19 protein-coding genes and 1 pseudogene are annotated in these 24792 nt (G+C 66.5%); 16 read left to right on the forward strand and 4 right to left on the reverse strand.

The window, feature by feature from the left end:
* Positions 1-82: 82 nt before the first annotated feature.
* Together CGU35_RS05195 and CGU35_RS05200 are read right to left on the reverse strand one after the other, a co-directional pair.
* A complete protein-coding gene (locus tag CGU35_RS05195; RefSeq protein WP_100810547.1) occupies positions 83-1120 on the reverse strand; it encodes a methionine synthase in 1038 nt (345 codons plus the stop codon).
* Positions 1121-1140: 20 nt separating this feature from the next.
* Positions 1141-2133, reverse strand: coding sequence for a putative oxygenase MesX (locus CGU35_RS05200; protein ID WP_100810548.1), 993 nt, complete (start codon positions 2131-2133; stop codon positions 1141-1143).
* A 124-nt stretch (positions 2134-2257) separates the two neighbouring features.
* Here CGU35_RS05200 and CGU35_RS05205 point away from each other — a divergent pair, with 124 nt between their 5' ends.
* From CGU35_RS05205 to CGU35_RS05235, 7 genes and pseudogenes are all read left to right on the forward strand, one after another.
* Complete coding sequence (locus tag CGU35_RS05205; protein ID WP_100810549.1) at positions 2258-3199, forward strand: LysR family transcriptional regulator; 942 nt, start codon at positions 2258-2260, stop codon at positions 3197-3199.
* A gap of 160 nt (positions 3200-3359) precedes the next feature.
* Positions 3360-4925: a type I restriction-modification system subunit M gene (locus CGU35_RS05210; protein WP_100811294.1), complete on the forward strand. Its 1566-nt coding sequence runs from the start codon at positions 3360-3362 to the stop codon at positions 4923-4925.
* A 5-nt stretch (positions 4926-4930) separates the two neighbouring features.
* A complete protein-coding gene (locus CGU35_RS05215) occupies positions 4931-6097 on the forward strand; it encodes a restriction endonuclease subunit S (protein ID WP_198519522.1) in 1167 nt (388 codons plus the stop codon).
* A complete protein-coding gene (locus CGU35_RS05220) occupies positions 6094-9204 on the forward strand; it encodes a type I restriction endonuclease subunit R (RefSeq protein WP_100810551.1) in 3111 nt (1036 codons plus the stop codon). The genes CGU35_RS05215 and CGU35_RS05220 overlap by 4 nt, the downstream gene beginning before the upstream one ends.
* Complete coding sequence (locus CGU35_RS05225) at positions 9204-10553, forward strand: hypothetical protein (protein ID WP_157813898.1); 1350 nt, start codon at positions 9204-9206, stop codon at positions 10551-10553. Before CGU35_RS05220 ends, CGU35_RS05225 begins: the two co-directional genes overlap by 1 nt.
* A 61-nt stretch (positions 10554-10614) precedes the next feature.
* Positions 10615-11792 (forward strand): annotated as a pseudogene (locus CGU35_RS05230) (IS3 family transposase).
* Between the two features lie 43 nt (positions 11793-11835).
* The gene (locus CGU35_RS05235; protein ID WP_100810553.1) at positions 11836-13071 is read left to right on the forward strand and encodes an McrC family protein; all 1236 of its coding nucleotides are present in this window, start codon (positions 11836-11838) and stop codon (positions 13069-13071) included.
* Positions 13072-13212: 141 nt separating this feature from the next.
* On the opposite strand, the gene CGU35_RS05240 is transcribed toward CGU35_RS05235, so the two are convergent.
* Positions 13213-14619 (reverse strand): IS1380 family transposase, encoded by a 1407-nt coding sequence (locus CGU35_RS05240; protein ID WP_100810554.1) that lies wholly within the window; start codon positions 14617-14619, stop codon positions 13213-13215.
* Between the two features lie 122 nt (positions 14620-14741).
* Entirely contained in the window at positions 14742-14915 is a 174-nt protein-coding gene (locus tag CGU35_RS18105; protein ID WP_157813900.1) for a hypothetical protein, read from the reverse strand.
* 336 nt (positions 14916-15251) lie between these two features.
* Between CGU35_RS18105 and CGU35_RS05245 the strand changes: the two genes are divergently transcribed.
* The 9 genes from CGU35_RS05245 (at position 15252) to cobA (ending at position 24781) form a co-directional block, all read left to right on the forward strand.
* Positions 15252-15965 carry a sirohydrochlorin chelatase gene (locus CGU35_RS05245; RefSeq protein WP_036302078.1) on the forward strand — a complete coding sequence of 238 codons (714 nt, stop codon included), beginning with the start codon at positions 15252-15254 and terminating at the stop codon, positions 15963-15965.
* Positions 15966-16134: 169 nt separating this feature from the next.
* Positions 16135-17868, forward strand: a complete 1734-nt coding sequence (locus tag CGU35_RS05250; protein ID WP_100810556.1) for a nitrite/sulfite reductase — start codon at positions 16135-16137, stop codon at positions 17866-17868.
* Positions 17865-18608, forward strand: a complete 744-nt coding sequence (locus CGU35_RS05255) for a phosphoadenylyl-sulfate reductase (RefSeq protein ID WP_036302084.1) — start codon at positions 17865-17867, stop codon at positions 18606-18608. Before CGU35_RS05250 ends, CGU35_RS05255 begins: the two co-directional genes overlap by 4 nt.
* Positions 18605-19525: a sulfate adenylyltransferase subunit CysD gene (gene cysD / locus CGU35_RS05260; protein WP_198519524.1), complete on the forward strand. Its 921-nt coding sequence runs from the start codon at positions 18605-18607 to the stop codon at positions 19523-19525. Before CGU35_RS05255 ends, cysD begins: the two co-directional genes overlap by 4 nt.
* 5 nt (positions 19526-19530) lie before the next feature.
* The gene (locus CGU35_RS05265; RefSeq protein WP_442923045.1) at positions 19531-20901 is read left to right on the forward strand and encodes a sulfate adenylyltransferase subunit 1; all 1371 of its coding nucleotides are present in this window, start codon (positions 19531-19533) and stop codon (positions 20899-20901) included.
* Between the two features lie 87 nt (positions 20902-20988).
* Entirely contained in the window at positions 20989-22056 is a 1068-nt protein-coding gene (locus CGU35_RS05270) for an ABC transporter substrate-binding protein (protein WP_036300598.1), read from the forward strand.
* 1 nt (position 22057) lies between these two features.
* The gene (locus CGU35_RS05275) at positions 22058-22936 is read left to right on the forward strand and encodes an ABC transporter ATP-binding protein (RefSeq protein ID WP_100810558.1); all 879 of its coding nucleotides are present in this window, start codon (positions 22058-22060) and stop codon (positions 22934-22936) included.
* Positions 22926-23858, forward strand: a complete 933-nt coding sequence (locus tag CGU35_RS05280) for an ABC transporter permease (RefSeq protein ID WP_036300593.1) — start codon at positions 22926-22928, stop codon at positions 23856-23858. Before CGU35_RS05275 ends, CGU35_RS05280 begins: the two co-directional genes overlap by 11 nt.
* 107 nt (positions 23859-23965) lie before the next feature.
* The gene (gene cobA / locus CGU35_RS05285) at positions 23966-24781 is read left to right on the forward strand and encodes a uroporphyrinogen-III C-methyltransferase (protein ID WP_232711158.1); all 816 of its coding nucleotides are present in this window, start codon (positions 23966-23968) and stop codon (positions 24779-24781) included.
* Positions 24782-24792 lie beyond the last annotated feature (11 nt).

Genomic DNA, 24792 nt, shown 5'->3' on the forward strand with positions numbered 1-24792 from the left:
CGCTCACTGAGCGCTCCGCGTCACCCGGTCTTTTGCACTTCCGCACTTCCCGCGGCAGCCCACTTCTCGCGGCAGCCACCCCTCAGCGCCCCGCCCCACCCAACTCGCCCCGCACGATCTCCGCGCCCGCGCTCAGTGCCCCCAACTTCCCGAGCGCAACACTCCGAGGTAGCGGCGCCATGCCGCAGTTCGTGCTCGGGATGAGCTTGTCGGCATCCACGAACGTGAGCGCCTTACGCAGCGTGGCCGCGACATCGTCGGCCGTCTCGATCGTTTCGCTCGCCACATCGATTGTCCCGAGCATGACCCTCTTGCCGCGGATGAGCTCCACGAGCTCCAGAGGTACCCGAGAGTTCTGCGCCTCCAGCGACACGGTGTCGATCGATGAGCGCTGCAGGAGCGGGAACGTCGCCTCGTACTGGCGCCACTCCGACCCCAGCGTTTCTTTCCAGTCGGTGTTGGCCTTGATGCCGTACCCGTAGCAAATGTGCACGACGGTTTCGGCCCTCAACCCTTCGGCTGCCCGTTCCAGTGCTGCGATGCCCCAGTCCTGAACCTCGTCGAAGAAGACGTTGAACGCCGGCTCGTCGAACTGAATGATGTCGACCCCTGCCGCCTCCAGCTCGCGCGCCTCTTGGTTGAGGATCGTCGCGAACTCCCACGCGAGCTTCTCGCGGCTCTTGTAGTGGGCGTCGTAGAGGGTGTCGATCATGGTCATCGGGCCAGGCAACGCCCACTTGATCGGCTGGTCGGTCTGCTGGCGTAAAAACCGAGCGTCCTCGACGAACACCGGTTTCTCGCGGCTGACCGCGCCCACGACGGTCGGCACGCTCGCGTCGTAGCGATTCCGGATGCGCACGGTTTCGCGCCGGTCGAAGTCGACCCCGCTCAGGTGCTCGATGAACGTCGTGACGAAGTGCTGCCGGGTCTGTTCGCCGTCGCTGATGATGTCGACGCCGGCGCGTTGCTGTTCGTGCACGGCCGAGCGCAACGCATCCTGTTTGCCCTCGACCAACTCCTCGCCCTCGAGCTTCCACGGGGACCAGAGGGTCTCGGGCTCAGCCAGCCACAACGGCTTCGGCAGACTTCCGACGATCGAGGTGGGCAAGAGCTTCTGCATGAGAGGTGACTTTCCGGTGCTCATCGGACGGGCGCGGGGTAGGAGGCGGCCCACTGCGCCAGCACTTTGCGGTGCCGCCGGACGAAGTGTTCTTCGGTGTACTTGCCCTGGGTGACCGCGAGCTTGCTGCGCTCGACGCGGTCGTAGTCGATCTGGGTGCGCGAGTAGTCCTGCTGGTCCAGGCTCGGCTGGTACACGGCGGCGGCGGCCGCGTTGGCGTTGTAGATCTCGGGACGATAGATCTTCTGGAACGTCTCCATCGTGCTGATCGTGCCGATGAGCTGCAGGTTCGAGTAGTCGTTCAGCAGGTCGCCGCGGAAGTAGAACGCGAGCGGCGCCACGCTGCCGGGCGGCATGAAATAGCGCGCCCGCAGCCCCATCTTCGCGAAGTACTCATCGGTCAGCGACGACTCGTCCTGCAGGTACTCGACTCCGAGAATCGGATGCCTGTTCTCGCTGCGGCGGTAGGTCTTGCTCGTGGACACACTGATGCAGATCACCGGCGGCATGCGGAATCGTTCCTGATACGCGGGGGAATCGAGGAAGTTCTGGAACAGCTTGCCGTGCAGGTCGCCAAAGTCGTCGGGCACGGCCATGTCGGTCGGGGCGTTCTTGATCGCCGGGAGCAGCACGCTGAAGTCGTAGTCGCGCACGTACGACGAGAAGTTGTTGCCGACGATTCCGTGGTGACGCTGGCCGGTGTGTCGATCGAGGATCTGGATGTCGAGGACTTCGAGCAGCGGAAACTCCTGGTCTTCGCCCTCGGCCGTGAACCGCATGGCCACCGACACGATGTCGAGTTCGACGGTGTAGCGGTCGCCGGTCGGGTTGTCCCAGTGCGCGAGGGCGTTGAACCGGTTGTCGATCATCGCCAGGGCGTTGCGCAGGTTCCTCTGCCGATCGGCACCGCGCGCGAGGTTGGCAAAGTTGGTGGTGATGCGTGAGCTCTCCGACGGCGAGTAGTCCTCGTCGAAGCGGGTGGTGGTGATGTGGAACGTGAAGGCGTTCGCCATGAGCGGTCCATCCAGTGGCTGATCGGCCGGGTTCGGCCGCGCGGGAGTCGGTGGCTCTATCGTGAGGTCGAGGTAGACATATCGAGTAACTCGCCGAGACTATGCATCCATATAGCATTTAGCTATGGCTCGGGAAACCAGCGGGATCACGCTGCAGCAGCTGCACTACTTCATCGAGGTTGCGGCAGAGGGATCGATCAGCGCCGCCGCCGACCTGCTCTACGTCTCGCAGCCGACCATGTCGGCCGCGATGAAAGAGCTCGAGTCGCGGGTTGGTCGTGCCCTGCTGCTGCGCTCGGCGCGCGGGGTCACGCTCACCGCCGATGGTGCGGAGTTTCTGGGGTATGCCCGGCAGGTCGTCGAGCAGGCCGAGTTGCTCGAGCAGCGGTACCTGGGGCGGCCGCCGTCGCGGCGCCTGCTGGGGGTGTCGGCGCAGCACTACTCGTTCGCGGTCGATGCGATGGTGCGGATGGTCAAGGCCAGTGGGGCGGCCGAGTACGAGTTCTCGCTGCGCGAGACGCGGACGTGGGACATCATCGAGGATGTCCGGACGCTCCGGAGCGAGTTGGGCATCCTGTATCGAAACGACTTCAACCGGAACGTCATCGACAAGCTGCTTCGCGACTCGGGCCTCGCGTTTCGCCCGCTATTCTTCGCCGAGCCGCACATATTCATTTCGCGGAAGAATCCGCTCGCCGCGCGGGATCGTGTGACGCTCGACGATCTCGCGGATCTGCCGCGATGGACGTTCGATCAGGGGGCGAACAACTCGTTCTATTTCGCCGAAGAGATCCTCTCGACGCTGTCGAGCAAGCAAGAGATTCGGGTGTCGGATCGCGCGACCATCTTCAACCTCATGATCGGGCTCGACGGCTACACGATCTCGACGGGCATCATCAGCGACGACCTCGACCCCGAGATCGTCGCGATCCGGCTCGACGTCGACGAGCGCATCGAGATCGGATGGATCGGCCACTCCGCCATCCCGCTGACAGATCAGGCGCAGCGCTACCTCGCCGAGGTGCGCGCTGTTGTTGCGGGGTTTGGGGTGGAGCTGCTGGGGTAGGTAGGAGTGGGGGATACTGCCGCATTGGTGCTGCCCGCGTCGAGTATCGCTTATCGGCGATACCGCCTACGCCGAGCGCCTCGCCGGGTAGCCCGGACGGCTACGGTGAGAACGAACCCGATGCACTGACCCGAGTGCTCGCATGCAGGAGACGGACAACATGACGCCGACCACAAAAGAAGGCCAGCGCGCAGAGCTACACAAGACCATCTGGCGAATCGCGAATGACCTTCGCGGATCGGTCGATGGCTGGGACTTCAAGACTTATGTGCTCGGCATGCTCTTCTACCGCTTCATCTCGGAGAACCTCACCGCCTACCTCAACAGCGGCGAGCATGAGGCTGGCGAGACCGACTTCGACTACGCACGCCTCCCTGACGCTGAGGCCGAGTTCGGGCGCAAGGAAACCGTCGCGGAGAAGGGCTTCTACGTCCTCCCGTCCGAGCTCTTCCAGAATGTGCGCAGACGTGCGTCACAAGACCAGAACCTGAACGAGACGCTCCAGCGCGTGTTCAAGAACATCGAAGGCTCGGCAGTCGGCACAGACAGCGAAGACGACCTTAAGGGTCTGTTCGACGACCTTGACGTGAACAGCTCAAAGCTCGGCAACACTGTCGCCAAGCGCAACGAGAAGCTCGTGAAGCTGCTTGATGCGATCGGCGACCTGCCGCTCGGCAACTTCGAGGACAACTCGATCGACCTCTTCGGTGACGCCTACGAGTACCTCATGCAGATGTACGCCTCGCAGGCTGGCAAGTCTGGTGGTGAGTACTACACCCCACAGGAAGTGTCCGAAGTGCTCGCCCGCATCACGGTCATGGGTAAGAAGCGCGTCAACAAGGTCTACGACCCCGCTGCAGGATCCGGCTCGCTGCTGCTCAAGTTCGCAAAGGTCCTCGGCCGCGAGAACGTCGGCGGCTTCTTCGGCCAGGAGATAAACCTGACTACCTACAACCTCGCGCGGATCAACATGTTCCTGCACGACGTCAACTACGAGAAGTTCAACATCGCCCACGGCGACACCTTGCTCGACCCCCAGCACTGGGACGACGAACCGTTCGAGGCGATCGTGTCCAACCCGCCCTACTCGATCAAGTGGGAGGGCGATGCCAACCCGCTTCTGATCAACGACGAGCGGTTCGCGCCGGCCGGTGTACTCGCACCGAAGTCGAAGGCGGACCTCGCTTTCACGATGCACATCCTTAGTTGGCTCGCCGTGGACGGCACCGCCGCCATCGTTGAGTTCCCAGGCGTGCTTTACCGCGGTGGAGCGGAGCAGAAGATCCGCAAGTACTTGGTCGATAACAACTACGTCGACGCGGTGATTCAATTACCGCCGGACCTGTTCTTCGGCACCACGATTGCGACGTGCATCATTGTGCTCAAGAAGTCGAAGACCGACAACTCGGTGCTCTTCATCAACGCCTCGGACGAGTTCAAGCGCGTCGGCAACAAGAACAAGCTGACACCCGACAACCAGCAGAACATTCTGATGGCGCTCGACGTGCGGGAGGACGAGGAGCACTTCGCGACGCTCGTCCCGAACGAAGATATCGCGGCGAACGACTACAACATCTCGGTCTCTTCGTATGTCGAAGAGGAGGACACGCGCGAGGCAGTCGACATCACAGCGCTCAACGCGGAGATTGCCGAGATCGTTGCGAGACAGGCTGAGTTGCGCGTCTCGATCGACGAGATCGTCGCGGACCTGGAGGGCTCCAAATGAGCCGTGTGGACGACTTGATCGCCGAACGCACGCCCAACGACGTGGAGTTCCGCGCACTCGGCGACATCGCACGATTCGTCCGCGGCAACGGCATGCCCAAGACCGATCTCGTTGATGAAGGCGTCGGCGCTATCCACTACGGCCAGATCTATACGAGGTACGGCGTGTGGGCGACCGAGACGATCTCATTCGTGGCACCGGAGACCGCCGTGAAGCTTGCGAGGGCACAGCCAGGCGACATCATCATCACCAACACCAGCGAGAATGTCGAAGACGTCGGTAAGGCAGTTGCCTGGCTCGGGTCGAAGCCGATCGTCACTGGTGGTCACGCCACGGTGATACAGCACGACCTCGACCCGAAATACCTCGCCTACTGGTTTCAGTCAGAGTCGTTCTCGGTGCAGAAGCGTGGGCTCGCTACCGGTACGAAAGTGATCGACGTGTCGGCACGGCAGCTGGCGAAGGTGCGACTTCCCGTGCCGCCTATCGAGGTGCAGCGCGAGATCGTGGGAGTCTTGGATAAGTTCACCCGGCTGGAAGCGGAGCTGGAAGCGGAGCTGGAAGCGGAGCTGGAAGCTCGACGGCGCCAGTACGAGCACTATCGACAGGTACTGCTTCAGTCGCGCGACAACACCGGCGTTCGAGACTTAGCGCTCAGCGACGTAATCCGCTTGAACTTCGGCGCCCGCATTACAAAGTCCAAGGACGCGGGCACTCTCTTCCCCGTGTTCGGAGGTGGAGGCGAAAGCTTCCGGACCGACGCATTCAATCGTGAAGATGAGTGGGTTGTTTCACGATTTGCTATGTCCGCGAATTGCGTGCGTCGCGTCGTTGGCAAGTTCTGGATGCTCGACTCCGGATTCACGTTCAGTGTTGTAGATCCCCTCGTAGACAAGGACTTCGTCGGGCAGTTGCTTCTCAGCATGCAGCCGACCATCTTCGCCACGTCCACCCAGTCGGCGCAGAAGAACATCGACATCGAAGGGTTCAAGAGGCTTCGTGTGCAACTGCCCTCGCTTCAGGTGCAACAGCGCGTCGCAAGGGCGCTTGGCAGCTTTGACTCGCTTGTCAATGATCTGAGCATCGGCCTCCCCGCCGAGTTGCAAGCGCGTCGGAGGCAGTACGCCCACTATCGCGATCAGCTCTTCGCGTTCCCAGAGGTAGCCGCATGAGCGAAGCCATCCCACGCAAGTATGACCCGATCGCGGTCTCTGCCGAGTCCACCGTCGTCGCGGAGTACATTCCAGACGCCCACGCGTCGTCGGCCTATCAGTCAGAGTCCGCGCTCGAGAAGGAACTGATCCGACTCCTCGAGTCCCAGGCCTACGAGTACCTCCCCGTCACATCCGAGGCACAGCTCGTGGCGAACCTGCGCACCCAGCTTGAAGCGCTGAATCACATCACCTTTTCTGACGGTGAGTGGGTGGACTTCTTCGACAACAAGGTCGCCGGGAAGAACGACGGCATCGTCGAGAAGACTGTGCGCATCCAGGAGGACCACGTCCAACTCCTAATGCGGGACGACGGGTCGACGAAGAACATCACACTGCTGGATAAGCGGAACATCCACAATAACCGGCTCCAGGTCATCAACCAGTATGAGATCGGCCAGGGCGAGGGCGGCGCGAACTATGCGAATCGCTATGACGTCACGGTGCTTGTCAACGGCCTCCCGATGGTGCACATCGAACTCAAGCGCCGCGGCGCCGACATCCGTGAAGCGTTCAACCAGATCAACCGCTACCAGCGCGACAGCTTCTGGGCAGGTTCAGGCCTGTTCGAATATGTCCAGCTGTTCGTCATCTCGAACGGGACGCTGACGAAGTACTACTCCAACACCACCCGTAGCTCGCACTTGAGGGAAGCGACCAAGCCGGGCAAGTCCCGCAAGACCAGCAACAGCTTCGAGTTCACCTCGTGGTGGGCGGATGCCCAGAACCAGCCGATCACCGACCTGACTTCTTTCGCGAAGACGTTCTTCGCCAAGCACACGCTGCTGAACATCCTTACCCGCTACTGCGTCCTGACCGCCGACCGCCTGCTGCTGGTGATGCGGCCATATCAGATCGTCGCGACCGAGAGGATTCTGCAGCGGATTGACGTGTCGATTACGCCGGGCAACAACAAGCCACTTGGCACCACCTCAGCGGGCGGGTACGTTTGGCACACCACCGGTTCGGGCAAGACCCTGACGAGCTTCAAGACGGCCCAGCTGGCGTCGAAGCTCCCGAGCGTCGACAAGGTGCTGTTCGTCGTGGACCGCAAGGATCTCGACTACCAGACGATGCGCGAGTACGACCGCTTCGAGAAGGGCGCGGCGAACTCCAACACGTCAACGGCCGTCCTCAAGAAGCAACTCGAGGATTCGAACGCGCGGATCATCATCACGACGATCCAGAAGCTGTCGATGTTCATCAAGGCGAACAAGGGTCACTCGATCACGAACGACCACGTCGTGATCATCTTCGACGAGTGCCACCGCTCGCAGTTCGGTGACATGCACGCGGACATCACTCGCGCCTTCAAGCGCTACAACCTGTTCGGCTTCACTGGAACCCCGATCTTCGCGTCCAACGCCGGCGCGGGCGGAAACCCGCAACTCAAGACCACCGAGCAGGCCTTCGGCGAAAAGCTCCACACCTATACGATCGTCGACGCGATCACAGACAAGAACGTCCTGCCGTTCCGGATCGACTACGTGAACACCGTCAAGGTCGGCACCGTCGTAGACAAGCAGGTGTCGGCCATCGACACCGAGAGAGCGCTGCTGGCGCCCGAGCGCATCAGACAGGTCGTGCAGTACACATTGGAGCACTTCGACCAGAAGACCAAACGCTCCTCGAGCTACGAGCACTCCGTGGTGGCGAACGTCGTAGAGTCGACCCGCGCCCGCCGCCAGGCCGAAGCAGTCCGCGAGCGCAAGCGCGTGCGTGGCTTCAACGCCATCTTCGCCACGGCCTCGATCGATGCGGCACGTCGCTACTACAACGACTTCCAGATCCAGCAGGAAGCACTCCCCGCCGATCGACGCTTGAAAATCGGCCTCATCTACTCCTATGGCGCGAACGACGCCAGCGATGACGGCATTCTCGACGACGAAGCCTTCGACATCGATGCACTGAGCACGGACGCGCGTGGCTTCCTCGAGGACGCTATCCAGGACTACAACGACATCTTCGGGACGAGTTACGACACCAGCGCGGACAAGTTCCAGAACTACTACAAGGACCTCTCGCAGCGGCTCAAGAACCGGGAACTCGACCTCGTGATCGTGGTCAACATGTTCCTCACTGGCTTCGACGCGACCACGCTAAATACGCTCTTCGTCGACAAGAACCTCCGGGCGCACGGGCTGATCCAGGCGTACTCCCGTACCAACCGAATCCTCAACTCGGTCAAGACCTACGGCAACATCGTCGCCTTCCGCGACCTCGAAGAAGAGACCAACGCCGCCCTCGAACTGTTCGGTAACAAAGACGCCCGCGGCGTCGTGCTCCTCAAGCCATACGACGACTACTACGGCGAGTACGCAGAGAAGGTCAACGAGCTACTGACGTCGTTCCCGCTCGGGCAGCAGATCATCGGAGAAGCGGCACAGAAAGAGTTCATCCAACTACTTGGCCAGATCCTGCGGCTCGAGAACATCCTGACCTCATTCGACGACTTTGCCGGTCACGAAATCCTCACCGATCGTCAAAGCCAGGACTACCGCAGCATTTACCTCGACCTGTACGCCGCGTTCCGCAAAGACAAGGACGCTGACAAAGAGCTCATCAACGACGACGTCGTCTTCGAGATCGAGCTGATCAAACAGGTCGAGATCAACGTTGACTACATCCTCATGCTGGTGGAGAAGTACCGCTCACAGCACGGCGATGGCGAGGACAAGGAGATTCGCTCGGAGATCTCCCGTGCCGTCAACGCCAGCCCGTCATTGCGCAACAAAAAGGACCTCGTCGAAGCGTTCGTCGACTCGGTCACGGTCGATGGAGCGATAGACGAAGAGTGGCAGGCGTTCATCGCAGCCAAGCGTGAGGCTGAACTCGAAGCAATCATCGAGGACGAGCGTCTCCGCGCCGATGCGACGCGCGATTTCGTCGCGACAGCCTTTCGAGACGGCACACTCCGAACAGCTGGCACGGCCATCACGAAGGTGCTTCCGCCGGCGACCCGCTTCGCCAATGATGGCGGCCACAGCGAGAACAAGCAGCGCGTGATCGAGAAGCTCGGTGCTTTCTTTGAACGCTTCTTCGGACTGAGTTCGGCGGAGGGAAACTGATGGACAAGGTTCGCCGCGCCCAGCGCGCGCACGCAACGCTGGAGATTCTGGCCGCCAGGGACGATCCATCGGAATTCATGCCGCTGGTAGACCTCTGGCCGCTCGTGGCTGCCCGGGTACCGCTTACCGAGCATGAAAGTGAGATGAACGGGCGCCAGCCGCGCGGGGAAATTGACTGGCGCTGGGGTAGCTCCTATCTGGTCTCAGCCGGATGGCTACGCAAGCACTCCGACGGATCCGGGAAGTGGGCCATCACTCCCGAAGGCCAGCAGGCGATGGAGGAGTATCAGGGCGAGGAGCTGCTCGCAGAGGCCATGCGTCGCTACGCGGCGGGTCGTGCAGCCCTGCTGGCGCAGATCGAGGAAGGTCTCCCGACCAAATGGATCTCGGCGGCCCAGGCAGAACGAAAGCTACTCACGGCTGCAGATGTGATCGTAGAGCGCGGACTCAAGCAAGGGACGTCCGCTTTCGCTGAGACGCGCGAGGCATGGTCTCCGGCGAACATCATCCGCCTGCATGAGCGGTGGAGCAGCGCGGAACGGTTCGAAGGTGGTTTCATCGACAACCTCGGTCGCCAGCTGGATGGTGCTACCGATGATGAGAAGCTCTTGATGGCTGAGGTCGTCGCTCTCCAGATTCTGCCGATTGCGTCGGCGATGGGTCATGCCAAGAAGACCGAGAAGGTCCAGGCGATCCTCGATCTGATGGAGCACAAGGTCCAGATTCCCTCGGTCTTTGACGAGGCCTTTGGCGGCGGCGCATTCAATCCCGGCTCCGGGATGATGTCGCGTATCAACCACGCTGTGACGATCATCCTCAACGTGCTTCGAGCCTGGATCGATCTTGCCGACCCCGAGACGGTTCTCGAAGATCCGCACGCTTGGCGCGAACTGGTCATGTCGGTCGAAGGCGACGCATTTCCCACGCAGCGGTACGCATTGCTGTATCTGGTTCACCCGGGCTACTTCGGGCCCATCGTGTCAGCCGATCATCGAGAGGCTATTCGCAAGGCTTTCATCGGAGAGATCGGAGGCGAGTTCTCGACGGACGCTGACGACGACCTTCTCCGTATTGTCATCGCCTTGCAGGTTAAGGACCGCAAGCCGGTCAACTTTTACGACAAGAAGAGCGCGCTCTGGAGGCGATGGAACCCGGAAGAGGATGCGCCCCCGGCGGACCCAGACCCCATCGATCCGGTCGAGGACCTCGCCGAACCAGTACTTGATCCGCGCGGATTCTCGCCCGAAGGCATCGATACGCGAGGGCTGAGCGATGAGCTTCACCTCGACGAGCAGTGGGTCGGCGACGTCGTCCGTGCTCTCCACCGCCGCGGGCAGATAAGGGCGTGAGGAAGGAATTGGTGACAACTGATCGTTAGTGCCGGGAGGCGCTGGCGGGGAGGATGTCATCATGCCTGGTCCCTATCCCAGAGAGTTCCGCGAGGACGTTGTCGCGGTCGCTCGTAGCCGCGAGAGCGGCGTCACCATCAAGCAGATCGCCACTGACTTCGGCATCAGCGAAGCGACGTTGCAGAACTGGCTCCGTCAGGCCGACGTCGAATACGGCAACCGTCCTGGTCAGACCGCTGCAGACGCAGCGGAGGCGCGGGAGTTGAAGAAGCGGATCCGGTTGCTCGAGCAGGAGAACGAGGTCCTCCGGCGAGCGGCGGCGTATCTGTCGCAGGCGAACCTGCGCCTCGGTGGCTCCCCAAAATGACATACCCGCTCGTTGCTGAGCTCGCCGACGCGGGGATCCCCGTGTCGGTGTCGTGCCGGGTCCTTAAGCTCGCCCGCCAGCCCTACTACCGGTGGAGAGGCGACCCGATCCGGGACGCGGATGTGCTCCGCGCCTATCGGATCAATGCGCTGCACGATGCGCACCACGAGGACCCGACGTTCGGCTACCGATACCTGGCCGACGAGGCGCGCCGGGCTGGCTGGCGGATGAGTCGCCGGACGGCGTGGAAGCTGTGCTCGCAGGCCGGGATCCTCTCGTCCGCGCAACGCCGCCGGCGGGGCAAGGGCAAGAAGGCCGGCCCTCCCGTGTTCGACGACCACGTGCAACGGGTATTCCGTGCCAATGCGCCGAACAGGCTCTGGCTCACGGACATCACGGAACATTGGACGAGCGAAGGCAAGCTCTACTGCTGCGCGATCAAGGACGTGTTCTCGAACCGGATCGTCGGCTACTCGATCTCGGATCGGATGACAGCGAAGCTCGCCGTCGATGCCGTGCGCAACGCCGTCACCCGCCGCGGTGAGGTGGCCGGCTGCATCCTGCACGCGGACAGGGGCAGCCAGTTCCGGAGCAGGGCGATGGCCCGCGAGCTGCGCCGTCACGACATGGTCGGATCGATGGGGCGCGTCGGCGCGGCCGGGGACAACGCGGCGATGGAGAGCTTCTGGTCACTGTTGCAGACGAACGTCCTCAACCAGCAGCGGTGGGCGACGCGGCAGGAGCTTCGCCTCGCCATCGTCGTCTGGATCGAGCGGAAGTATCACCGTCAGCGAGCCCAGGACACCCTCGGCGGGTTGACGCCCATCGAGTTCGAAGCCAAGCTAACCGAGCCGCTCACACTCGCGGCCTAAACCGAAACTGTCACCAGTTCGTTCCTCACGCCCGGCACTGCTGATGAAGGGTCACGTGACACGCTCGCCTGAGCCGCGCACGGTCGTCATCGAAGAGCGCGGCGAGACACGGTTGTCTCTGACACAAAGTCAGGCCGCTGAGCTGCAGTCGCTCGGTTTCTGCAGTGTCCTCCCCGGGCAGAACGCAGGGGAGTGGCGCGTGCGCGACGTGTCCAAAGTGGGGATCGCGTCGATCGAGGGATTGCGGTTCATCGTGCGCCCGAAGACTCCGCTGCGAAGCATCGTCTTCATGGCGTCCTACAGTGGCGAACAGATCCAACCGGCTCACTCGACGTTCGGATATGACGCCGATACCTCGGTCCCATTTGCGTTGGCGCGCGCGACGATCAGCGCGATCGAGTCCGCTACTCGCAAGGGGTTGGTGAAGGGTTACACGGCGCGGGAGGAGCGGGGCTTCGTCGTCCGTGGACGGTGGGACATTCCGCGTCAGCTGAAAGTGCGGCCGGGTGTGCCGATCCCGCTCGAGCTCACGGTCGACGACTACTCCGAGGACGTCGCCGAGAATCAGATCCTTCATTCCGCCTTGCAACGGATCCGTCGTTTCGAGCAGCTGGCGGAGGATGAAAAGCGTCGGCTGAACAGGCTCCTTCAGCTGTTCTCGGACGTCGGCACGCTTCGCCAGGGCGCAGCGCTGCCTGCTGTGCAGCGGACTCGTCTGAACGCCGACTATTGGCCAGCGCTTCCGCTCGCGCGTGTGATCTTGGAAGCGACGTCCTGGACTCGCTCTGCAGGCGCTCGTTCTGGAGGAACGTTCCTTCTCAACTTGCCTCGCATATTCGAGGGCTTTGTCGGGACGGCGATGCGCGCTGCACTTGCATCTGCGGGGTTCGGTGTCGAGCTGCAGGACACAGAGTGGCGACTTGATGCGGAGCGGAAGGTCATGCTCAGGCCTGACATCGTCGTGCGTTCGCATGGTCGCCCCGTCGCGGTTGCCGATACGAAGTACAAGGTCTGGGGGCAGGCAAACGGGTCGCCTCCGAACGCTGATGTGTATCAAGCCCTTGCTTACGCGCTCGCATTGGAGGTGCCGGAAGCGCACCTCTTCTACGTGTCGGGAGACGTCGAACCGCGCACATATCGCATCCCGACCGCGGGCAAGACGGTCGTTGCCCACGCCATCAGCTTGGAGGGGTCGCCAGAGGTCCTACTCCGACGTGTCGCGGTGCTTGCGGAGCGGGTGACTGGCGGATCGCATGGGGTCGGAGATTCGGTCGCTTAGCCTCGATCCACCGATGAGCCTTCGGTGGGTGGCGTCGGTGTGATGGGCGCGGCGTGATCGGCTGCGGGCAGGGGTGAGTTCCGGGCGTCTCATCCCGGTTGTCCACTTCGTTGTCGGTCGTGCCGCTGGTGGCGGCGGTGGTCAGCTGGCCGCGGCCGGTGGTGGTGCGTGCGTCGCGGTGAAGAGTCGGTCGAACGCGGTCTGCCAGGGCCAGACGTCCGGCAGGTGCAGGATGATGCGGCGCGCCGTCCGCGCCAGTCGTGCCGGCACTGAGACGAGGGTGCGGCGAATCGTCGCGGTCGTTGCCCGGGCGAGCCGCCCGCCTCGGTCGGCGATGAGTCCAGCGGTGCGGGTGAGGTTGAATGCGATCACGGCGAGGACGAGCCATGCGCTGTTCGCGGTGAACACTCCCGAGGGCAGGTGAGCGAGCGGGCCCGCCTTCAGGTCCGCGTGAACTTGCTCGATGATCGCGTGCCCGCGGTGGGTCTTGTCCGCCGCGACGGTTCCCATCGTCTGCTTGTCGGTGGTGGTGAAGAACGCGTGGTGCCGGTAGATGTCGAACAGCGTCGGCTGCTCGACCTGCTTGGGGTTCAGGTCCGGGATCCGCCGCACCACCAGTCGCCCTTCAACCCGTTCGGCGATCTTCCGGGAACGGAACGCTGTGAAGGGCACCTCGGCGACCTCTGCCTTCGAGATCCACCGGCCCGTGACCTCGTCACGGATCGCGTTCGGGTACTCGATCGTCTCCCACCCGTCCTCGGGGATCGTCGCGATCGCCGTCTTCACCGCGGGGTCCATCCGAACGGTGACGGACACGTCCGCGCCGGCCTTGATCGCCGTGCCGATGGTGGCGTGTCCGTAGAAAGCGGAGTCCGCCCGCAGCAACGGCCGAACACTGCTGCCCAGGTCCATGCGGCGAAGCGTGGCGAGGGTGTCGGCGACGATCCTGGCCGCGCCTTTCGGGGAACCGGTCTTCCCCTGCCGCAGCCGCTGCCCCACGATCACCGGCGCCGACTGCGATGTCGACGCCGTGGCGAACAGGGCGTTCAGGCCGCGGACGCCGGAGTACCCGAACGACGCGCCCTGCTTCTGGTATCCGTGGACCTCGATGATCGTGTCGTCCAGATCCACCATCACCCGCTCGTCGTTCGACGCCCGCAGCAGCGGCGCGGATTGCGCGACGTTCACCAGGGTCCGTGAGGCGACGGCGTCGAGCTGGCGGACGTGCCCGAACCGGAACTCCCGCAGGAACGAGCCCAGCGTCGACGGCGCATACGTCCGATCGAACAACCGGCCCATCCCGCCATGACGCAGCAGATTCATGTCGTCGATCGAGTCCGCCCCGGCGAGCATCCCCGCCACCAGCGCCATCACCTTGCCGCCCGCGTTCGCACCCTTATCCGACGGGACCGTCAACCGGACCTGCGCGAGCTGATCGAGCCCCGCAGAACGGGCAAGACGGAGCATCGGGACCAGCCCTGCGGCCGACACAAGATTCGGATCATCGAACTTCGCTGACACCGCAGCGGGAGCATGCTTGAATTGCACCTACGAGATGCCTCTCAGACTCGGGAAATAGGATCTTAGACAAGCTCTATTCTTCCTGGTCAGAGGGGCATTTCTGCGTTACGACGCCAACTCAGCAAGCCTCCCCATCGGTGGATCGAGGCTTAGAGCCCGGCCGCCCGGGACACCCCGGTCGCCCCGGCCACGCCGACGGCGCCCCGCACGACGCGTACGACGACGGATGCCGCGGCGCCGCGTGGCACGGCCGCCGCGGTCACGGCCACGGCCACGGCTTCCGTGGTCACCACGCCCACGGCCAGCACGGTCACGGGTCTCACGCGCAGGACGCGTACGAGCGCGGCTTCGACGCAGGCTTCGCCCGCGGCCGCGAGTCCGACGCCGCCTGAACCCCGCGCCCCGGCGCCCCACCGTGCCGCGCCGTGGCGCCGACCTTGCGGGTTCTCCGCCGAGCTTGTGGGTTTTGCAGCGACATTGTGCACATGCTCGCGCGCAAACCCACATGCTCGCGCGCAAACCCACATGCTCGCGCGCAAACCCACATGCTCGCGCGCAAACCCACAAGCTCGCGCGCAAACCCACAAGCTCGGCGAACGGATGCCGGAGCCCGGCGCCGGCGTCACACGCCCGTCACACACGGCGGGCACAATGGGCACGTGACCTCGACGCCCGCGCTCCTCGCGATCTCGCACGGCACGTCCTCCCCCGCCGGGCAGGCCGCCGTCGCGGCGCTCGTCGAGGCCGTCGCAGCCCGGCTGCCGGAGGTCACCGTGCGGCTCGGGCATGTGGACGTGCAGCAGCCGGATGTCGCGGCATCCCTCGACGCTCTTCCTGCGGGGCAGCCGGTCGTGATCGTCCCGCTCCTGCTGTCGGCGGGGTATCACGTGCGCGTCGACCTGAAGAAGCAGTCCGCGGGCCGCGACCGGGTCGTCATCGCACCGGCCATGGGGCCTGACTCACGTCTCGTCGACGCGCTCGTCGCGCGCCTCTCGCCCCTCGACTTTGCCGAAGACGACGCCGTCGTGCTCGCGGTCGCCGGATCGAGCGACGACCGCGCGAACGACGACTGTCGCGAGATCGGACGGATGCTGGGCGCCGAGCTTGACCGCGAGGTCACGGTGGGCTTCCTCGCGGCCGCCGACCCACGGCTCGACGCCGCCGTCACCGTCGCGCGGGCGCGCACGTCGGCCGGCGGGCGAGTGGTCGTCGCGACCTACCTCCTGGCGCCCGGATACTTCCACGATCTCGCGGTGCGGCTCGCCGGCGCCGCCCCGGTCGCCCGCCCGCTGCTCGACGACGACGAGCCGTCGCCCGCGCTCGTCGACCTCGTGGTCGATCGCTACAAAGCCGCGCGCGGCTTGTCGGACTGAATCCACAAAGAATCCACGAAGACGCCGCCCGCAAGGTGTGTGACGTCGTGTGACGCACGTTTACGCCGCGTGACATCCGGATAGGTCGCCGCCGCCCGCCCTTCTAGCCTCACGGAATGGGCTCGATAGAGTCCGCCCGAGCGCTGCTCGGGAGTCCTCCGGAGGCACCGTGACCATCAGCGACACCGAAGCGCCCAGCGCGGCGGAGCGACCGCGCGCTGCCGTCCGCCCGCCTCGGCCCTCGTCCAAACCGAACGGCCAGTGGAAGATCGACGGCACCACGCCGCTCAACGGCAATGAGGAGTGGAAGCAGGTCGACGACGGCCTGAGCGTGCGCGAGCGCATCGAGAACACGTACTCGAAGGGCGGGTTCGCCTCGATCGACCCGACCGATCTGCACGGCCGGTTCCGCGTGTGGGGTCTCTACACGCAGCGCAAGCCCGGCATCGACGGCGGCCGCACCGCGACCCTCACGCCCGAAGAGCTCGAGGACGAGTTCTTCATGCTGCGCGTCCGCATCGACGGCGGGCAGCTGACCACCGCGCAGCTGCGCGTGATCGCGGGCATCTCGACCGAGTTCGGCCGCGACACCGCCGACATCACCGACCGCCAGAACATCCAGCTGCACTGGATCCGCGTCGAAGACGTGCCCGAGATCTGGCGCCGGCTCGAGGCCGTGGGTCTGCGAACCACCGAAGCGTGCGGCGACGTTCCGCGCGTCATCCTCGGTTCCCCCGTCGCCGGCATCGCCGCCGACGAGCTCATCGATCCCACGCCGCAGATCGACGAGATCACCGAGCGCTTCATCGGCGACGCGTCGCTGGCGAACCTGCCCCGCAAGTTCAAGTCGGCGATCACCGGGCACCCGAGCCAGGACGTCGTCCACGAGATCAATGACGTCGCGTTCGTCGCCGTCGAGCACCCTGAGCTAGGCGTCGGCTACGACCTGTGGGTGGGCGGCGCGCTCTCGACGACGCCGCGGCTCGGCGAGCGCCTGGGCGCGTTCGTCCGGCCGGATCAGGTGGCGGATGCCTGGCACGGCGTCACCCAGATCTTCCGGGATTACGGCTACCGGCGCCTGCGCAACAAGGCGCGTCTGAAGTTCCTGCTCGCCGAGTGGGGCACCGAGAAGTTCCGCCGGGTGCTCGAGGACGAGTACCTCGGGTACACGCTCCCCGACGGCCCGGCCCCCGAGAAGCCGAAGACCACCGGCGACCACATCGGCGTCCACCGCCAGAAGGACGGCCGCTTCTACATCGGCGTCACGCCGATCGTCGGCCGTGTCTCGGGCCCGACGCTCGCGCGGCTCGCCGACGTCATCGAAGCGCACGGGTCGACGCGCCTGCGCACGACGCCCCACCAGAAGCTCGTGATCCTCGACGTGCCCGAAGAGAACGTCGAACTCCTCATTGCGGAGCTCGACGCCCTCGGGCTCCAGGCGCGTCCGAGTCACATCCGCCGCGGCACGATCGCGTGCACCGGCATCGAGTTCTGCAAGCTCGCGATCGTCGAGACCAAGGTCAACGCGACGGCGGCGGTGCTCGACCTCGAAGAGCGTCTCAAGGGCTTCGACCTCCCGCATCCCATCTCGCTCCACGTCAACGGATGCCCCAACTCGTGCGCCCGCATCCAGACCGCCGACATCGGACTCAAGGGCCAGCTCGTCATGATCGACGGCGAGCAGGTGCCCGGCTACCAGGTGCACCTCGGCGGCGGGCTCGCGTCGCAGGACCGCGACGAGCCGGGCCTCGGCCGCACCGTGCGCGGCCTCAAGGTCGCCGCCGACGGCATCGCCGACTACGTCGACCGGGTCGTGCGCCGGTTCCTCGCCGAGCGCGACGCGGCGACCGACGAGACGTTCGCCCAGTGGGCCCACCGCGCCGACGAGGAGGCCCTTCAATGACTGTGTCACTCGCACCGCGGATCGCGGTGAAGCGTTCGCGCGACGAGCTCAAGGCGCTCGCCGAGCTGGGCGAGCGCGAGCTGCGCAGCCTCGCCGGGGACGAGGCATCCCCCGCCGACGTGGTCGCGTGGGTCGCGCAGAACTTCTCGACGGATGCCGCGGCCGTCGCCTGCTCGATGGCCGATGCGGCGCTGCCGCACCTCGTGGCCGAGCAGCTTCCGGGCGTCGATGTGCTGTTCCTCGACACCGGCTACCACTTCGCCGAGACGCGGTTCACACGCGACGAGGTGGGCCGCGTGCTCGACGTGCGGATCGTCGACGTGCTGCCCGAGCAGACCGTCGCCGAGCAGGATGCCCAGTTCGGGGCGCAGCTGTTCGCCCGCGACCCCGGGCTGTGCTGCGCGCGCCGCAAGGTCGCTCCGCTCAAGGATGCACTCGCCGGGTACGAGGTGTGGTTCACGGGCGTCCGCCGCGAAGAGGCGCCGACCCGTGCGAACACGCCGCTCGTGACGTGGGACGAGCGCAACGGACTCGTGAAGGTCAACCCCGTGGCCGCGTGGACGTTCGACGACCTGCTCGACTACGCCGGAGCGCATCAGGTGCCGGTGAACCTCCTCGTCTCGAACGGCTACCCCTCGATCGGCTGCGAGCCGTGCACCAAGCCGGTCGCCCCCGGTGAAGACCCCCGGTCCGGCCGCTGGGCCGGCCTCTCGAAGACGGAATGCGGGCTCCACGTATGACCGACACCCTCATCGCTCCCGCCACCGCCCTGTCGACGCTCGACCTGCTCGAGGCCGAGGCGATCCACGTGATCCGCGAGGTCGTCGCCGAGTTCGAGCGGCCCGTGCTGCTGTTCTCTGGAGGCAAGGACTCCGTCGTCGTGTTGCACCTGGCGACCAAGGCGTTCGCGCCGGGCAGGGTGCCGTTCCCCGTGCTGCACGTCGACACCGGCCACAACTTCCCCGAGGTGCTGGACTTCCGCGATGCGACGGTGGCCCGTCTCGGCATCCGTCTCGAAGTCGCGCGCGTGCAGGACTACATCGACGACGGCCGCCTGCACGAGCGCGCCGACGGCACGCGCAATCCGCTGCAGACGCTGCCGCTGCTCGACGCGATCGCCGCCGGCCGCCACGACGCCGTGTTCGGCGGTGCGCGGCGCGACGAGGACAAGGCGCGCGCCAAGGAGCGCATCATCTCGCTGCGCGACGAGTTCGGGCAGTGGGATCCGCGCAACCAGCGCCCCGAGCTGTGGAACCTGTACAACGGGCGCCACACACCCGGTCAGCACGTGCGGGCGTTCCCGATCTCGAACTGGACCGAGCTCGACGTGTGGCGCTACATCGAGCGCGAAGGCATCGCGCTGCCGCCGCTGTACTTCGCGCACGAGCGCGAGGTGTACCGCCGCGACGGCATGTGGCGTCCGGTGGGTCCGTTCTCGCCGCCGCGCGACGACGAGCCGGTCGAGGTGCGCACGGTGCGGTACCGCACGGTGGGCGACATGAGCTGCACCGGCGCGGTCGATTCCGCCGCGGCATCCGTCGCCGACATCGTCGCCGAAGTCGCGGTCTCGACCCTCACCGAGCGCGGCGCCACGCGCGCCGACGACCGGCTGAGCGAAGCCGCCATGGAGGACCGCAAGAAGGACGGGTACTTCTGATGTCTCTGGACACCGCGACGCTCACTTCGCAGCCGACGCTCACTGCCCAGCCGACGCTGTTCCGGTTCGCGACCGCCGGCTCGGTCGACGACGGCAAGTCGACGCTCGTCGGGCGCCTGCTGCACGACTCCAAGGCGATCCTCGCCGACCAGCTCGAGCAGGTCGCGCGCACGTCGGCCGATCGCGGTTTCGCGCACGGCGAGTTCGACTTCGCGCTGCTGACCGACGGGCTGCGCGCCGAGCGCGAGCAGGGGATCACGATCGACGTCGCGTACCGGTACTTCTCGACCGGATCGCGGTCGTTCATCCTCGCCGACTGCCCCGGCCACGTGCAGTACACACGCAACATGGTCACCGGCGCCACCACCGCCGACGCGGTCGTCGTGCTCGTCGACGCGCGCAAGGGCGTCGTCGAGCAGACGCGGCGCCACCTCGCCGTGGTGGCGCTGCTGCGCGTGCCGCACGTGATCCTCGCGGTCAACAAGATCGACCTGGTGGATTTCTCGACGGATGCCTTCGCCGCCGTCGCGCGGGATGCCGAGGCCGTCGCGGCCGAGCTCGGCATCGACGACCTCTACGTGCTGCCGGTGTCGGCGCTTGAGGGCGACAACATCGTCGAGCGCTCGGAGCGCACGCCCTGGTACCGCGGTCCCGCGCTGCTCGAGCTGCTCGAGACGCTGCCGGCCGCGGACGCGCTCGAGTCTTCGGTGGCGGCGGCGTCGGGGCTCGGGAATCAGGAGCCCCGGCCGCTGCGGCTGCCGGTGCAGGTCGTGCTCCGCCCGCAGGGCGGCCTCGCGCCCGACATCGCCGTCGACCCCACGGAGGTCGAGCGCCTGCGCGACTACCGTGCGGTAGCCGGTCGCATCTCGAGCGGCACCGTGCGCATCGGCGACCGGGTCGAGATCTTCCCCTCCGGCATCGCGACCACGGTCACCGGCATCCGCGTCGCCGGCGCCGAAGCCGACGAGGCGACGGCTCCGCAGTCGGTGTCGCTCGAGCTCGCCGACGACGTCGACACCGCGCGCGGTGCGGTCGTCGTGACCGCGGGCTCTCTGCCGGCCGCGCGGCGGGAGTTCGACGCCGAACTGTTCCAGCTCGACGGGCGGACGCTGACCCCCGGCATCCGTGTTCTCGTCAAACACGGCACCGCGACCGTGCAGGCGATCGTCGCGCAGATCGAGTCGCGCTACGACCTCGACGCGCTGACGCACGCACCGGCGCAGGCGCTCGAGGTCAACGACATCGGGCGCGTGCGCGTGCGGCTCGCCGCCGACCTGCCGCTCGAGCCTTACCGCACCAGCCGGCACGGGGGCTCGTTCCTCGTGATCCATCCGTCCGACGGCGCGACGCTCGCCGCCGGCATCGTGCGCGACTGAACAGTCCGCACCCCCGCTCCACCCACCCCTGTCACATCGAACCCTGCCACACCGAACCCTGTCACATCGAACGAAGGAGGCGACACCGTGAACAACATCCGCACCGCGACCGTCATCACAACCCTGGGACTCGTGGCGGCCATGATGTCGGGCTGCGCCGCCGCCTCTGCCGACGCGGGCGGGACGACTGCTGAGCCGGTGGACGAGCTGCGCGTCGGCTACTTCGCGAACGTCACGCACGCCCCGGCGCTCGTCGGTGTGCAGGAGGGCCTCTTCGAGGACGCCCTCGGCGACGTCGAGGTCAGCACCCAGGTGTTCAACGCCGGACCCGCCGCGATCGAAGCTCTCTCGGCCGGCGCGATCGACGCCACCTACATCGGGCCGAACCCGTCGATCAACACGTTCATCCAGTCGGGCGGGCAGTCCGCGCGCGTCGTGGCGGGAGCTGCGACCGGCGGCGCCGCACTGGTCGTGCGCGAGGGCATCGACGACGCCGCCGACCTCGAGGGCACGACGCTCGCGACGCCGCAGCTCGGCAACACGCAGGACGTCGCCCTGCGCACGTGGCTCGCGGACCAGGGCTACGAGACCGACACCTCGGGCGGCGGCGACGTGCAGATCACGCCGACCGAGAACGCCCAGACGCTGACGCTGTTCCAGCAGGGCGAGCTCGACGGCGCGTGGCTGCCGGAGCCCTGGGTCTCGCGACTCATCGTCGACGCCGGTGCGCACGTGCTCGTCGACGAGGCAGAGCTGTGGGAGGACGGCGAGTTCCCCACCACGGTGCTGCTGGTGCGCGCGGAGTTCCTCGAGCAGCACCCCGACGTCGTCGCGGACCTCCTCGAGGGCCACGCCGCCGCCGTGCAGTGGATCGCCGACAACCCCGCCGACGCGTCCGCGGTGATCAACGGCGCGATCGCGGCTGAGACCGGCAAGCCGCTGGCCGACGAGGTCATCACGCGCGCGCTCGAGCACGTCACCTTCTCGGTCGACCCGCATGCCGACACGTTCGAGGCGCTCGTCGAGGACGGCGTCGCGGTGGGCACGCAGAAGGACGGCTCGATCGAGGGCCTCTTCGACCTGCGGCTGCTGAACGAGCTGCTCGAGTCCGACGGCGCCGACCCGGTGTCGGCGGCAGGGCTCGGCGAGGACTGACATGAGCTCGGTACCCGCTCCCGGCGCCGCGACGGCCGCGCCGCCCGCCGCTTCGGGTGGCTCGCCGCTCGCGCCGTCGGGTGGCTCGCCGCTCGGGCCGAGCTTCGACGGTGTCGCACCCGTGCGCGAGCCGGCCGCGGCGCCCGCGCCGGCCGTGCGCATCGAGAGCGTCTCGAAGCGGTTCGGCGCGGGCCCGGTCGTGCTCGACGACGTCAGCCTCGACATCGCGCCCGGCGAGTTCGTGTGCCTGCTGGGCGCGTCCGGCTGCGGCAAGTCCACGCTCCTCAACCTCATCGCCGGACTCGACCGGCCCACGGCGGGACGCATCGAGACGCCCGTCACCGGCTCGGCCGTGATGTTCCAGGAGTCCGCGCTCATGCCCTGGCTCACCGCGCGCCGCAACGTCGAGCTGGCGCTGCGCCTGCGCGGCGTCCCCCGCAGCGAGCGCCGTGACAACGCGCTCGCCCTCCTCGACGCGGTGAATCTGACGGATGCCGCCGACAAGCGTCCGCACGAGCTCTCGGGCGGCATGCGGCAGCGCGTCGCGCTCGCGCGGGCGCTCGCGCAAGACCGCCCGGTGCTGCTTATGGACGAGCCGTTCGCCGCGCTCGACGCCATCACGCGCGACCTGCTGCACGAGGAGCTCGAGCGGGTGTGGCGGGCGACCGGCCGCACGATCGTCTTCGTCACGCACAACGTGCGCGAGGCCGCGCGCCTCGGCCAGCGCGTCGTCTTGATGGGCAGCCGCCCCGGCCGCATCGTCCAGCAGTGGACGATCGCGAAGACCGCCGGGCGCCGCATCGAGTCGCCCGAGGTCGCGGCCCTGTCGGTCGAGATCACCGACCAGCTGCGCAAGGAGATCCGCCGCAATGCCGCCTGAGACCTTGACCGCGGCGATGACGGGTGCGGCGACGGATGCCGTAGCCGGCGCACGCGCGGACGACCTGCGCTCGCTCGAAGCCGGGCTCGACAGCCTCCAGGCACCCGTCGAGCGCGAGCCGAGCCGCTGGCGTCGGTTCGCCGCGAGTGTCGTACCTCCCATCGTCTTCGTCGCGCTGCTCATCGCGGCGTGGCAGCTGTATGTCGTGATCGCGCAGCCCCGCCCCGACATCATCCCGAGCCCCTCCGACGTCGTGGGAGCGCTCGGCTTCGCGTGGGAATCGGGGCGCCTGCAGGAGGCGGTTGCGACGAGCCTCGAGCGCGGCGTCGTCGGGTTCCTCATCGCGATCGCGGTGGGCACCCCGGTCGGGCTGTTGCTCGCGGAGGTCCGCCCGATCCGTCGCGCCGTCGGCCCGATCATCTCGGGCCTGCAGGTGCTGCCGTCGGTCGCGTGGGTGCCCGCCGCGATCATCTGGTTCGGCCTGTCGGACGCCACCGTCTACTTCGTGATCCTCATGGGCGCGATCCCCTCGATCGTCAACGGGCTCATCGCCGGCATCGACCAGGTGCCGCCGCAGCTGCGCCGCGTCGGCACGGTGCTCGGCGCGACTCGGCGCCAGCTGGCGACGTCGGTGATCCTTCCAGCGGCGCTGCCCGGATACCTCGCCGGACTCAAGCAGGGGTGGGCGTTCTCGTGGCGCTCGCTCATGGCGGCCGAGATCATCGCCGTCGGCGGCACGATCGGCTTCGGCCTCGGGTCGATGCTGCAGCAGTCCCGCGAGCTCGCGGACCTCGCGGGAGTCCTCGGCACGATCATCCTGATCCTCGCGATCGGCATCCTGATCGAGCTCGTCTTCTTCGGCCCCCTCGAGCGACGGATGCTGCGACGCCGAGGCCTGCTCGTCACGGGAGGCACGCGATGACCACCCCCGACCGCACTTCTCGCGGATCCGGAAACCGGAGATCCGCACACTTTCCGGACGCCCGCGCGACGACAGTCCGGAAACACGACGAACGTCCGGTTTCCGGATTGACGGATGCCGCGGCCGCCGCCCCCGGCAAGGTCTGGCTCGTCGGGGCCGGGCCCGGCGACGCGGGCTTGCTCACCCTCAAGGGGCTGCGCGCGCTCGAGGCGGCCGACGTCATCGTCGCCGACCGGCTCGGCGCGCGCGCCGTTCTAGACGGACTGGCCGCGGACGGGGTCGCGCTGCGCGCCGAGGTCGTCGACGTCGGCAAGCTGCCCGGCCACCACCCCGTGCCGCAGGACGCGATCAACGCCCTCCTCATCCAGCTTGCGCGCGGGGGCAAGAACGTCGTCCGGCTCAAGGGCGGCGACCCGTACGTCTTCGGGCGCGGCGGCGAGGAGCTCGCGGCGTGCCACGAGGCGGACGTGCCCGTCGAGGTCGTGCCCGGCATCACCAGTGCCGTCTCGGTGCCCGCGGTCGCCGGCATCCCGCTCACGCATCGCGGGGTCGCGACGGCGTTCACGGTCGCAACCGGCCACGACCAGATCCGCGACCTCGGCGGCGGCCGCGACCACACCGTCGTCCTGCTCATGGGTGTGGGCACGCTCGCGCACTCCGCGATCACCCTCGCCCGCGGTGAGCGCGGCGCGGGCTGCCCCGTCGCCGTCGTCGAGGACGGGTACGGCGCACGCCAGCGCGTCACGGTGGGCACGCTCGCCACCATCGCGCATCAGGCGGCGGCCCGCGGCATCCGTTCACCCGCCGTCGTGGTCGTCGGCGACGTCGTCCGGCTGAGCCCCTACGCACCCAACGACCTCGCGACCCTCGACCTCGAGAACCTCGACACCATCGACCCGCTCGCCGCTCGCGGCACCTCCTGAAAGGCCCCCGC

Source organism: Microbacterium sp. BR1 (assembly GCF_002812725.1).
Taxonomy (GTDB): Bacteria; Actinomycetota; Actinomycetes; order Actinomycetales; family Microbacteriaceae; genus Microbacterium.